The organism is Ligilactobacillus murinus DSM 20452 = NBRC 14221 (assembly GCF_001591685.1).
Lineage (GTDB): Bacteria > Bacillota > Bacilli > Lactobacillales > Lactobacillaceae > Ligilactobacillus > Ligilactobacillus murinus.
Map to the genome: position 1 here is coordinate 35,530 of NZ_BCVJ01000002.1, position 12,901 is coordinate 48,430.

15 protein-coding genes are annotated in these 12,901 nt (G+C 37.7%); 14 read left to right on the plus strand and 1 reads right to left on the minus strand.

All coding sequences use genetic code 11. From position 1 onward, the window contains the following. Positions 1-28 precede the first annotated feature (28 nt). Entirely contained in the window at positions 29-1,165 is a 1,137-nt protein-coding gene (locus LMU01S_RS01050; RefSeq protein ID WP_056960395.1) for a THUMP domain-containing class I SAM-dependent RNA methyltransferase, read from the plus strand. Here LMU01S_RS01050 and LMU01S_RS01055 read toward each other — a convergent pair. Beyond that, the gene (locus LMU01S_RS01055; RefSeq protein ID WP_056960397.1) at positions 1,162-1,539 is read right to left on the minus strand and encodes a ribonuclease HI family protein; all 378 of its coding nucleotides are present in this window, start codon (positions 1,537-1,539) and stop codon (positions 1,162-1,164) included. The two genes, LMU01S_RS01050 and LMU01S_RS01055, sit on opposite strands and share 4 nt — an antisense overlap. A gap of 111 nt (positions 1,540-1,650) precedes the next feature. Here LMU01S_RS01055 and LMU01S_RS01060 point away from each other — a divergent pair, with 111 nt between their 5' ends. The 13 genes from LMU01S_RS01060 to LMU01S_RS01120 all read left to right on the plus strand — a co-directional run bounded on the left by LMU01S_RS01060 (position 1,651) and on the right by LMU01S_RS01120 (position 12,898). Beyond that, positions 1,651-2,022: an EbsA family protein gene (locus LMU01S_RS01060; RefSeq protein WP_056960399.1), complete on the plus strand. Its 372-nt coding sequence runs from the start codon at positions 1,651-1,653 to the stop codon at positions 2,020-2,022. Between the two features lie 177 nt (positions 2,023-2,199). Next, positions 2,200-3,858 (plus strand): formate--tetrahydrofolate ligase, encoded by a 1,659-nt coding sequence (locus LMU01S_RS01065; protein ID WP_056960401.1) that lies wholly within the window; start codon positions 2,200-2,202, stop codon positions 3,856-3,858. 166 nt (positions 3,859-4,024) lie between these two features. Beyond that, complete coding sequence (gene lspA, locus LMU01S_RS01070; RefSeq protein WP_056960583.1) at positions 4,025-4,474, plus strand: signal peptidase II; 450 nt, start codon at positions 4,025-4,027, stop codon at positions 4,472-4,474. Positions 4,475-4,498: 24 nt separating this feature from the next. Beyond that, positions 4,499-5,383, plus strand: coding sequence for an RluA family pseudouridine synthase (locus LMU01S_RS01075; RefSeq protein ID WP_082613107.1), 885 nt, complete (start codon positions 4,499-4,501; stop codon positions 5,381-5,383). 125 nt (positions 5,384-5,508) lie between these two features. Beyond that, on the plus strand, positions 5,509-7,005 hold the full coding sequence (locus LMU01S_RS01080; RefSeq protein ID WP_056960403.1) for a primase C-terminal domain-containing protein: 1,497 nt from the start codon (positions 5,509-5,511) through the stop codon (positions 7,003-7,005). Positions 7,006-7,263: 258 nt separating this feature from the next. Continuing rightward, positions 7,264-7,494, plus strand: a complete 231-nt coding sequence (locus tag LMU01S_RS01085) for a hypothetical protein (RefSeq protein WP_056960405.1) — start codon at positions 7,264-7,266, stop codon at positions 7,492-7,494. 37 nt (positions 7,495-7,531) lie between these two features. Continuing rightward, positions 7,532-8,263 carry a hypothetical protein gene (locus tag LMU01S_RS01090; RefSeq protein WP_056960407.1) on the plus strand — a complete coding sequence of 244 codons (732 nt, stop codon included), beginning with the start codon at positions 7,532-7,534 and terminating at the stop codon, positions 8,261-8,263. A 286-nt stretch (positions 8,264-8,549) separates the two neighbouring features. Then, positions 8,550-8,987, plus strand: a complete 438-nt coding sequence (locus tag LMU01S_RS01095) for a thioredoxin domain-containing protein (RefSeq protein WP_056960409.1) — start codon at positions 8,550-8,552, stop codon at positions 8,985-8,987. A gap of 12 nt (positions 8,988-8,999) precedes the next feature. After that, complete coding sequence (locus LMU01S_RS01100) at positions 9,000-9,251, plus strand: hypothetical protein (RefSeq protein WP_056960411.1); 252 nt, start codon at positions 9,000-9,002, stop codon at positions 9,249-9,251. Positions 9,252-9,347: 96 nt separating this feature from the next. Beyond that, positions 9,348-10,307, plus strand: coding sequence for a hypothetical protein (locus LMU01S_RS01105; RefSeq protein ID WP_156470365.1), 960 nt, complete (start codon positions 9,348-9,350; stop codon positions 10,305-10,307). A 14-nt stretch (positions 10,308-10,321) separates the two neighbouring features. Further along, positions 10,322-10,612, plus strand: coding sequence for a hypothetical protein (locus LMU01S_RS01110; RefSeq protein WP_056960415.1), 291 nt, complete (start codon positions 10,322-10,324; stop codon positions 10,610-10,612). A gap of 674 nt (positions 10,613-11,286) precedes the next feature. Continuing rightward, positions 11,287-12,126 carry a hypothetical protein gene (locus LMU01S_RS01115; protein ID WP_056960417.1) on the plus strand — a complete coding sequence of 280 codons (840 nt, stop codon included), beginning with the start codon at positions 11,287-11,289 and terminating at the stop codon, positions 12,124-12,126. A 13-nt stretch (positions 12,127-12,139) separates the two neighbouring features. Next, a complete protein-coding gene (locus tag LMU01S_RS01120) occupies positions 12,140-12,898 on the plus strand; it encodes a DNA/RNA non-specific endonuclease (RefSeq protein ID WP_056960419.1) in 759 nt (252 codons plus the stop codon). The last annotated feature ends 3 nt before the right edge of the window (positions 12,899-12,901 follow it).

Here is a 12,901-nt window from a genome sequence, read left to right on the forward strand (position 1 = left end):
AGCTATGCGAATACAGAAAGGAAGTATTATGAAAAAATACAACTTACTAGCAACCTGTGCTGCTGGGATCGAAGCAATTACAGGAAATGAATTAAAGCATCTAGGCTATCAAGTGGCTGTTGAAAATGGACGCGTTCGCTATCAAGGAACGGCAGAAGATATTATCAATACCAATCTCTGGTTACGCACGGCCGACCGGGTCAAGATCATCATTGGCGAATTTAAAGCAACGACTTTTGATGAACTTTTTGAAAAAACAAAGGCTTTGCCTTGGGATGAATATTTACCGTTAGATGCTAATTTTCCAGTTGCGGGAAAATCTCAAAAATCTAAATTGCACAACGTTCCTAGTGTACAAGCGATCGTAAAAAAAGCGATCGTTGAAAAACTTTCAGCGGTATATCATCGCCGGTCATTTTTACCAGAAACAGGGGCTAAATATCCTTTGGAAGTAGCATTGAATAAAGATAAAGTCCTATTGACGTTAGATACGACTGGGAGCAGTTTATTCAAACGGGGCTATCGTGTTGGTAAAGGGGGCGCTCCATTGAAAGAAAATATGGCAGCAGCGCTTGTTTTACTAGCACATTGGTATCCAGAAAAGCCCTTTGTCGATCCAGTATGTGGTTCAGGGACTTTGCCGATCGAAGCGGCAATGATCGGGCATAATATCGCACCAGGCTTCAATCGTGATTTTGTTTGTGAAACATGGGACTGGATGCCGGCTGGTTTGAGTGAAGAATTACGGGTTAAAGCTGAACAAGCAGCCAATTATGATATTGAACTTGATATCTGTGGCTATGATATTGATGGTAAGATGATCGAGATCGCTAAAAAAAATGCAATGGAGGCTGGATTATCGCATAGTATTAAGTTCAAACAACTAGCTGTCAAAGATTTTAAGACGGATAAAGAATACGGCGTGATCGTGGCTAACCCGCCATATGGTGAACGTTTAAGCGATGAGGCTGGCGTGCATAAGCTCTATCAAGAAATGGGGGACCTTTACCGTCCATTAACGACTTGGAGCAAATATATCTTGACTAGTGACTTAGCTTTTGAACAATATTACGGACAAAAGGCGACTAAACGACGTAAGCTCTATAATGGTACTTTAAGAACTGATCTATTCCAATATTGGGGGCAAAAAAAGCCTCGCAATTAGGCTTTTAAAGCTTGTAAAGCAAGGTTATGAGCGCCAGTGTTTTGTTTATCAGGGATCCATTGATCGATGACCAACGGAAATTTTTCGTGTAGCGTGAGTAGTTTGGCCAACTCAGGTGCAAATGACTTACTATAGCGCTTATCTAAGCTATCGATCACGATCTTACTATCAGAATGAAAGAAAACATTTTGGGCATTTGGAAAGTTTCGAGACAAATATTCAAAACCTAAGATAGCAGCTTCAAATTCAGCTTGATGATTATTTGAGGCTGTTATTTTTTGTTTAAATTGGTATTGTTTTTGATCAGCGATAACTAAGATCCCAGCCGCGCTATGGGTTTTGTTTGTTGCGGCATCGGTGTATAATTTTACCATGGACTGTGCTCTTTTCTTAATTAATTGTTAAATTACCACTTCAATGAGCAAGTGGTTCTCTTCAAATTGTAAAATTAAAAGAAAAGTAGTGCAACGGAAAGGTGTTTTTTTGTGGAACAAAAATTTTATTGTCAACCTGATATTCCCAGTTCGATCACATGTTGGTCTTATACTTTTATGATCTTTTTATTGAGTTTGTTCTTATGGTTAGAGATCACAGTTTTTCAGATCTGGACTGCAATTGCTTTTGTATGCTTTGTGCTAGTCACTGCGATCCAATTATGGCGGCGCCAATTAGTTATTACAGACCGTGAAGTGAAATTCAAGCGCGTTTTATCTTTAAATGATAAAATCATCGCTCGTAGCGATATCAAAGAAGTCGTGGCTACGAAATACCAATTGAAGATCACTGACCAATATCGGACTTATTCAGTTTTAATGTTACCAAAAAGCAAAGAAAAATGCTTAAAAACGTTAAAATAGTTCGTTTTTAAATCGATTAAATTGTAGTTGTTAGCTTTTTTATAAAAACTAATGACAAAACACGAAATATGTTTTATACTGGTCTTAAATTCATCAGGAATTAGCTATAAGATACAGGTAAAAAAAGAAAGGAAAAGCTATATCTATCATTTTGGTGATATAGTCGTAAGCGTAAACGTGAAAGATATTGAAATTGCACAACAAAGTGAAATGTTACCGATCGTTCAGGTCGCTAAAAAAGCTGGTTTAAGTGAATCGGAGATCGAACAATACGGTCAATATAAAGCAAAGATCAAACTACCGTTGGCTGACCGCCCAAAAACTAAAGAAAAATTGATCTTAGTGACGGCTGTCAATCCAACGCCGGCTGGTGAAGGCAAGTCGACAGTTACTGTTGGTTTAGGCGATGCCTTGAGTTTAGCAGGTAAAAAAACTATGATCGCCTTGCGCGAACCATCCTTAGGTCCTGTAATGGGAATGAAAGGTGGCGCAACTGGCGGTGGCTATTCTCAAGTAGTCCCAATGGAAGACATCAACTTACATTTCACGGGTGATATGCATGCTTTGACAACTGCCAATAATACTTTAGCAGCCTTGATCGATAACCATATCTACCAAGGTAACAAGCTAGGTATCGACCAGCGCCGAGTGATCTGGAAACGCGTATTGGATATCAATGATCGCGCATTACGCCATGTGGTCATCGGGCTTGGTGGTGTAGTCCAAGGGATCCCACGTGAAGACGGTTTTGATATCACGGTGGCTTCAGAAATGATGGCGATCTTGTGTCTAGCAAAAGATATCGCTGATCTAAAGAAACGTTTAGGGCAGATCGTGATCGGTTATACTTATGCTAAAGAACCAGTGACAGTCGCTGACTTAGGCGTGACAGGTGCGATCGCCTTGTTGTTAAAGGATGCCTTGAAGCCAAATCTAGTTCAAACTTTAGCGCATACACCAGCGATCATTCATGGTGGACCATTTGCTAATATTGCCCATGGCTGTAACAGTGTGTTGGCAACTAAGACAGCTTTACAGTTGGCCGACTATACGATCACTGAAGCTGGTTTTGGAGCTGATCTTGGAGCTGAAAAATTCTTAGACATCAAAGTACCTCAGTTAGGTAAAGCACCAAATACGATCGTGATCGTAGCCACAGTTCGTGCCTTGAAGATGAATGGTGGCGTGGCAAAAGATCAACTTGATCATGAAGATCTAGTGGCTTTAGAAAAAGGCTTTGCTAATTTGAAGCGTCATATTCAAAGTATGAAACAATATGATATTCCCGTAGTTGTTGCGATCAATAAGTTTACTGCTGATACTCTTGCTGAATTAAACATGTTAGTTGAACTTTGTGCTAAAGAAGACACTACCGCTGTTGTTGCTGATGTGTGGGCTAAAGGTGGTGCAGGGGCTAAAGAATTAGCTCAAGCTGTGCTCGCTAGCTGTGATCAAGCTACTGCACCTAAACGCTTGTATGCGGCTGATGATAGTGTTGAAGATAAGATCAAACAGATCGTGACCAAGATCTATGGTGGTAAAGATGTTGAATTCAGTCCGAAAGCTTTACGCCAATTGAGTGAATTCAAAACTCTTGGTTGGGATAAATTACCTGTATGTATGGCTAAAACACAATATTCACTTTCGGACGATCCTAAATTACTTGGAGCCCCAACTGATTTTATGATCCATGTTCGTGAATTTGTGCCTAAATTAGGGGCCGGCTTTATCGTAGCCTTGACCGGTAATGTTTTGACAATGCCTGGTCTACCAAAGGTTCCAGCTGCGATGGGGATGGATCTAGCAGATGATGGTACGATCACAGGATTATACTAAAAACGTTTGCGATCGTTTAAAAATCGTAGGCTGATAGGTCAGGTCGGCTTTAAAAGGCATCAGCAGTGGTGCCTTTTTTGTTTGGATAATTGTCTAACAACGATTTTTACGTTAAGATTGAGATGAAAGATATTTAAGTCATTAGTTTAGAAGGGTTATGGATCGGATGACGTTATATATTTGTTTAATGGTCGCGGTAGTTTTATCCGACCAGTTGTTGAAATTTTATATTCAGCAAAATGTTCCACTTAATGTTAGCTATGAAGTTATTCCAGGTGTCTTGTCGATCGGATACGTGCGAAATTTTGGAGCGGCTTGGAGCATGTGGTTAGGTCAAAGATGGTTACTAAGTATTATTTCACTTGTAGCTTTGGTGATTTTTGGCTATTATTTTAAGAAATTGTACCATAACTGGGGCTATGGACTAGGTTTTTCACTGTTGATCGGTGGAACACTCGGAAATTTACTTGATCGTCTTTTCTCTGGATATGTGGTCGATATGTTTGAATTGGATTTTATTAATTTTCCAGTTTTCAACATTGCTGATTGCGCCTTGACTTTAGGTGTGATCGTAATTTTGATCACGATGCTAAAAGATGATGAAGGGATAATTTAATCTATAAAGAAGGATGATAATGAATTGGTAGAAGCAACGATCACAACGCAAACGGGACGGTTAGATAAAGTTTTAACGATGATCTTTCCACAGTACTCGCGGTCCCAGATCCAACAATTATTGGAACAGGGCAATATTTTAGTCAATGAGACCCTACAAAAGGGTAAATACAAGGTCAAAGCGGGCGATAAGATCAGTTTGACCGAACCAGCGATCAAAGAGCTTGAAGTCGAACCTGAAAATATCGCTTTAGATATCGTTTATGAAGATGATGATGTGATCGTTATCAATAAACCACAGGGAATGGTCGTTCATCCGGCACCAGGACATGAACACCATACGTTAGTCAATGCTTTGTTATATCATTGCCCGCTTTCAACGATCAATGGAACTTATCGCCCAGGGATCGTACATCGGATCGATAAAGATACTTCGGGGCTCTTAATGGTCGCTAAAAATGATCAGGCTCATCGCAGTTTGGCTAAGCAATTAAAAGATAAAACTAATTTACGCGAATATGTCGCGCTTGTTCACGGACGGATCAAAGAAGATTCTGGGACGATCAAAGCTCCGCTCGCACGGAGCCCTAAGGATCGTAAAAAACAAGCTGTTGTTTCTGGTGGTCGGGATGCAGTGACGCATTTTAAAGTCTTGAAGCGTTATCAAGACTATACCTTAGTAAGTTGTCGCTTAGAGACTGGTCGGACCCACCAAATACGTGTGCATATGAAATATATCGGTCATCCGCTAGTGGGTGATCCAATGTATGGACCCAAGAAAACTTTGAAGGGTAAGGGGCAGTTTTTGCACGCAGCTAAATTAGGTTTTACCCATCCCAAAACGGGTGAATTTTTGACTTTTGAAGCCCCACTGCCAGAAATTTTTGAAAAACAACTGCTAAGCGTTTAGTTTTCCTCGGTAGGTAAAAAACTCTCAATTAGCTACTAAAAATTAATGTAAAATATTTGACCTATATTAGAGATCAACTCTGGTGTAGGTCTATTTTTTATATTCTTTTTAGGTGGTGAGACCAGATGGAAAACATGAGCGTGATATACAAAACGATCCTTGGTAGTGGATTACGGGAGTTCAAATACTTGAACAGTCATCTTAAGCCGGTAGGACATAAAGAGGAAATGAAGGGATCCATTTTTGGTTTCAGAGAAAAGGAAGCACTAAAAGTAGGACGTGGGGTGATCTTAACATCGATTGAGGCAATGAATGATAATACTGACAGTTTCACTCACTGGACACCTAATGTTTATCGTTATGGGAAAAAGAGAGAATTTGGTGGCATTGTAGAGGGATACAGCGAGAAGAACCTGCGTCAAATTAACACTTTCGTGATCGATATTGACAGTAAGAGTGTGAACTGGTCTGAAATTTTGTTATTGGGGTTAGAGATGGGGTTTATGCCAACGATGATCCTCGAGACCCCTAAAGGATACCAAGTATATCATGTATTAAGTCGCCCGGCATTTGTCACGAGTAAGACTAATTACAAAGTGATCGACGTGGCCAAAAAGATCTCCAGAAACTTGAAAGGGGCTTACGCAGCAAAATTTAACGTTGATATGGGGTGCAATGATTTTGGAATTGCACGAGTTCCACGGAAAGACAACGTTTTATTCTTTGATCAAGATTATCGTTATTCATTTGGTGAGTGGTTAAATTGGTCATTAAAACAATCTGATTCATTGCTAGAAGAAGCTAAAGAACCTAAGATGCGCCTGGTCAGAAAAAGTGATCAATCGCGTCAGATCGACGAACCGTGGTTCGATATGTTATTACATCGTGGTCAGATCCGTGGTCAAAAGGGAGTTTTAGGTCGCAATAATGCTGTTTTAACACTAGCACTTGCATTTTTTTCTTCAGGTAAAGCTAAAGAAAATTGCGAGTTCAATCTTCATCAGTTCAATGGTAGATTGAGTCAGCCTTTAAAAGACGTTGAGGTGCAACGAATAATAGACAGTGCGTACTCTGGTAAATACAGAGCAGCACAACGTGTGTATATAACACAGCTGATGCAGACGTGGGTAGATTCTTCACTAACAGAGGCTGAGTTATTTACTTCTAAAACAGGTTGGTATAAATTTGCCCGCCCAAGAGAAGAACGAACGAACAGTCACTTCAAGGAAAGAGAAGCTGATCTATTAGCTTATCTACGAAAAAAATGCACCGTCGATAAGCCTTATTTAACTTGCACATCAAAAGAAATGGCCGAAAACTTAGGAATGAGTCTATCGACGTTCAAGGTGATCAAAAAACGTCTAATGAGATCAAATAAAATCAAAGCAACAACAACTCTAGGACGAAATGGAAGAACAACGTTGGTATTGCTCGCATTATTTGTTGTGGGTGTCATAAGTAAAAATAAAGCCCGTAAACATTTTTTTATCGATCATGTAGCGAAGCTACTCGAGGTCAATTGTACGGAGCTAGAACGTACTGTAACGCTATTTACATACAACGAATCTGATGTTCAAGAGCAGGGAGAGCAATTGAATTTTCTTGGTGTGAATACGTCATGATAAAAGGGCCAAACTGCCATATACATATATCTATGATAGTGTGGCTGACCAAAGCACAGTGTAAATATATTCAAGAGTGAGGTATCAGATTATGTATCAAATCTTTTCTTATAGCTTACAAGATTATTTAGTGTACCATGGTAAGCCTCTGTTTTTTAGAACTGAGGGGGCAGCACATAGATTCTTACATGAGTGGCAAATCAGTGGTGATCCTAGGGAAATTGCACCATGTATTGTGGTAAAGAGAGGGTGTAGAGTTTGAAAAATAAAAATCCTTTTGATCTTTCTAGCGATATGCTAAGAAATTTGGGTGAAGAATTAAATAAATTATTAACTTCGTCACAGGCAGGGATTATGTTTATGATCATTTGTATCTTTACGCAGTTAATGTTAAGTCTAATTAGTGCTAAGCAGCTTATAGATACAGATTTAGCTTTTTGGGTTTTATGGAGTGTATGTCTTATTGCTTTGTTGTTATGGAGTTTCTAGAGGTAAGCAAAAAACTTAATTGTAAGGGAGTGAGCTAATGGGTAGTGAAGTAGATTACAAGATCGTACAGGGACACTATCTTCTTGGAGGTGGTCAAGAGGCAAACAAGTATGAGTTTAAGATATATCGGGGTCACCCAGATTTTGAGAAAATCACGGTCGACAGTGTGTGTTGGACATTTTATCAGGCTGAAGATATTTTGACACCTATACCAGCAATTATAAGGGTTCAAGGTGTGTTTTCAGAAAGAAATATTGTCAGAGTGAAATTAGCCAAAGAACAGCAAAGAGGGTATCCAATCTTACCAATAGTGAAAGTGATCGATGATTTTGATTTTGAATTATTGGAGTACATGTTTGCGGTGCACAATCGTTTTCAGAGCGATCTGAGTAGATTGGGGTATGATGGTGCAGCAAAGGATTTAGATCCACGAAACTTGAAAAGAGCTAGGATACAACGTGAAATTCACAGGCTCAGTCATGATGGTAAGGGAACGAGAACAATTGCAGAGATTATGGGTATATCAAGAAATACCGTGAAAAAGTACTTACAATTGACTACTAAGGAATTTTTATCCGAGACAAATAATCCTTTGCGAGAATATCAAAGAGATATTCTAGAGCACCTATATGCTGATCACCGTGTATCGATTAGGCATATATACAATGAACTACAAGAAAAATACGACAATAATATCAAAGTAGGCTATAGGCAATTCGCACGATATGTTAAAAATTTACGTGAAAAACATAAAATTGAAAGGAATTGAGAAATAGACTGTATCCATCGAAAAAAATTTATGGAGGGAAAAGATGATATAGGGGTGGGTCAAAAACATGTCACAAAAAGGGTCAAAAGTATGTCATTTTTGCAAATTTCAAATTTTTTATTGACAAATCTGAAATAGGTCGTTCCTTTTTCAGAGTGGGTCAAAAATATGTCACAAAAGGGGTCAAAAGTATGTCATTTTTGCAAATTTTAAATTTTTTGTTGACAAACAGAAAAAAGTGTTTTTTGACACAGAAATAGAAAAATTTTAGGTAGGTAATTAAGGAATGAAGAAGAAATTTTTTCTTGTTGGAACGATCGGAATGATTTTAATCACAGTATTTATTTGGGGATATGAAAAAAATAATAGTTATCAGTCACAATTCGATGCACGTACGAGCGTAAGTAAAATAATCGAGGAAAAGAGTAAAAATTATAATCTAGTATTTTATAAAAAGGGTTGTCCGTATTGCGAAGGTGCTATGTTTGAAATTGTTAAAGGTGCAGTTGATAGTTCTCTTAGAGAAGGTGGAGCGGAGACACTATTTGTAAATATTGAAGGAAAAGCTGGCCGAGAACTGGTCAAAAAATATCATGTGAGATATGCGGCCACTGTTGTCAAAGTCCGCAATAGAAAAGAAGTCAAGAAGATGGTGTATGCTGAAAAAGTGGCTGGGAAGTACCGAGCCAAAGAAGAGGTCGTAGATGAAGTTTTTAGGAGGTAAAGAGGAACGATCATGATCGAAGAAATCAATGCAGTAGGTGTAAAATTTAAGAAAAGCAGGATCCGAGCAGGACGAGAGAAAGTGAACATCTATCCAAAGACATATGTATTCAAAATAAGTCCTGTACAGGCGAAAAAAGCTGAGATCGGACAAGTTTTATATGTTAAGAACAGACACAATAAGAGAGTGCCAGTTATCGTACAAAGTTTGTTGAAATTAGCGCCAAATAGTTGCCGGAAACATAAACCGATATTGCATAAATGATCAAAATAGAAGCGAATTTTAGATGCCGTTTGTCTAAAAAAATTCTGCTTCTATTTTTTCGTTTATAGTGGTGGAAAATAAGATAGGAGTGATTTCTTGAAAATAATCAGATACTTGAAAGGCTTGAGAAAGAAATTAAGGCAGCAAGTGATCTTAAGAAAATTTTTGATCTTTATGTTATTGTTTGGTTCATGGGCGACATTAGTTATTTGTGGTTTGACATCTGATCGGCGTCAAGTGTATTCAGAAAAACTGATGGCGACTGAACAAAGTTTTGATAACGGAACTGGGACGATCGACTTAAAGTCGCAAGTGTATTCTGAAGAAAGCAAGACGTTATTATTGAACTTCGAGACCAAAAATCAGTCAGGAGCTGCGATCGATCCAAGCAATCTATCGTGGGTATTCTATAGCAAAAATCCCGACGTGTCCGCGACGATGGAAGTGATCCCGATCATCGATAATAAGATCACAGTAGTGGTGAAAAATCTACCGAAGAATTTCGATGCACTGGCATTCCAGGTCACAAATTCTGGTGTAAATGCTGATGATATTTCCATAAATATTGAGTCAAGTTCCTCAAGTAGTAGTGATAAGATCTCGAAGAAAAAGTCAGCTGATGGTGAAGGAAACGAGATCCAATTCGTAGTGACTACAAAGGGTGATCATCTAAAATATAAGAAGTTGAACGATCTAACAAGACAAGAATTGACCAGTTCCGAAATTCAAAAAGAGATCAAGTTCCAGGAAGGTCAAAAAGCAAAACTGAAGAAGGCGATAAAAAATATTAGAAAGTTGATCGAGGAAGATAATTCTAAGATTCGTGAATTACAGAAGGAAGAGACCTATCTTACGACTGATCAGAAAGAAGATAATTTAGCGAAGATAGGGCAACTAAATTCCGAGATCGAAAGTTACAAAAAGAATATCGAACAAGCGCAAAAAAATATTCAAAAAGTCGAAGAACGAATCAAAATGTTGGAGAAAAAAGACGCTGCGATCAAGTCCGGGAAATTCAAATTTTCAGATCCGATCCAAGTGAAACATAATAATTAGTGGAGGAAAAAACAATGGCTAAAATCACAAAACTGAAACGATACAAAAACGATTTTGAAAAAGCAAAAACGCAGATGGAAAAGAAAAAAGAAGAGCTACAAAAAGCGGAAACGGAAATTTTTTCGAGCTATGGTCGCTTGAAATTTGAAGAGTTGCAACTAAAAAATGGATCGCGTAAGTTAGATATCGACGAAGTTATTTTAGAACAGATTGCGTTCAACAAAGAGCTGAAAAATAAACTACGTGAAGAAAAGAAAGTTGCACAAGCAAATCAAAAAAATGATTTTCCACCACACCAAAATTAATAGATAATGTTTGCCGATTCGAGAAGAAAAATCTTGAATCGGCATATTTTTTTGACTGGATTTTATGGAGGAAAAAGATCAAGATGCAGTGAATCACTAATTCCAAATTTTTTCTGTAGGTCGACTGAAATTTTTATTTTTAGTGCATAGTTTTTGCAAAAAGTTTCTGAATTTTCAAAGAAAAAGTACATAAGTCAGGATCACTTGAGAGACAAAAGGCGGCTTCTTTACTTACTTTTGAAAATGCAAAAGTAACAAAGAAGCAAACCCACAAAACATAAATGAAATGCAAGACGAAATCTCACGAGATTTCTGTGCATTACGCTGGCGCTGTCATTTTCGGTTCACAGACGAAAACAAGTTTTCTGGTGAACTAGCGAAAAGAGCATAAGGGAAACAGTCCCCACGTGCCGTGTGGAGTTGGTAGTACCAACGTTTCCAGGAGATCTAAATTTACTCGCTTATACAAGCTATTACAAGTTGGAGTTACAAGTCATTACAAGCCAAAACTATAAGTGGTTACAAGCCAAAGTTATAAGCAATTACAAGTTAAGATTACAAGTAGTTACAAGCAAAAGTTATAAGTAATTACAAGTTGTATGATGCCCTTAAAAATTGCAAACTTCCGAATAGGTATACTATTAGACACGTAATTTATGCGGAGGTATTTGTCTATGAAAAAAGACGTTAAAATTAATATTCATATTTATGGTATTAGCAAACATGAAATTGAAAAATTACACAATATGGCACGTAAAAAAGGTTATACTTCTTTGAATGCTTACCTACAATTTTTGTTGCGCAGAGAAATCGAAAATGATCTTATGGGGCCAGAAAAATATGATTACAAAAACTACTTCGAGTCAATGAAAAATACATTGCTGAGTTTGAGTGAGGGATATGTAAAGGCGGCAAAAAGAAAAGAACAACTAGAAGAAAATGTTAAAAGAATTTTTGAATTAACGGACAGTTGGTTGTTTCTTGTTGACCCAGAACTAGAGAAGTTTGGTGAAAGGAAAGAGTTAGCACTTGATAAAGAAAGTGGAATAGTTTCTGAAAGGACCGTCGAAAAAATAATAGAGCAAGAGAAAAGAAAAAATGTAGATACAGAGGATTCAGGAAATGATTTGCTAAAAGAAATATCGGAAGAAAAGGTTAAAGGTACAAATGAACCTGTTGCAAATAATAATAGCGCTGAGATGAAAATTAGAGGACTCACTAAAGATGATGTTTCCGGATTAAAACTGATTGCCAAGCAATCGAAGGCTGCAAATCTAAATCAATTCATGCTTGATCAAGTTTATCTTATTTTACGAAATGGTGGCTTGAGTATTTACGATAACAGACTTGCCGATGATATTTTGGAAGTAAAGGATATGTTATTCAAAATCGCTGATGCACAGACTAAACAAGAACTACACGATATGCAGATAATCGCAAAGCTAGATGCAAGCATTGAGGCAGTCATCACATGGATCGAGTTTATGAGTCTGGCAGAGACAAAGCAATTTTGAAAGGGGTGATACTTTGAAACAGGGCAAGCTTATTTTTTTGTTGGTGACGATCGTAGTGATCATTTTAGTCCAGCCAAATGTTTTTAGGACTGTAAAAAGTATTTTGTTTCCTAGAAGTTTCTCAGAACAGATCACAAAAGATACGGTCTCAAAATCTGATCGAGAGATCAATAAAAATTTAGCTAAGGTAAAATTTGATGGGAGACAGGTGATAGAAGTTAATGGTAATCTCCCTACGTTGAAACCTCAGAAGGGAGATATAAAGGATAAGGGCGAATTTTATTCTGATATCGATTTACTGGGACGTGTGGGTAAAGCTGAAGTATTGTTAAGTATTAACACATTATCGTTCAACAAAAAGAGAGGTATTTCAAAAATAAAGCCTACAGGTTGGAAGGAAAAAACAATCGAGATCAACGGGAAAGAACAAAATTTTTATAAACGTTGTTTTTTGATCTCACCAGAATTCGGTGGGAAGGGAAACGAAAAAAATATATTTACAGGAACTCGTGTATTGGAAGAAAATACCACAGATCATTCGCAATCTATGCCATACTATGAGAACTTAGTAAAGAAGTATATCAATGACACACGTCATCAGGTATTGTATCAAGTGACACCAATATTTCATGGTATAGATTTAGTTCCAAGGGGTGTTCGTATACAAGCTAAAAGCGTTGAGGATGATCAACTATCATTTGATATTTTTATTTTCAATGTGCAACCAGGATATAAGATAAATTACTTGAATGGAAATTTTGCAAAGGAGTAATGG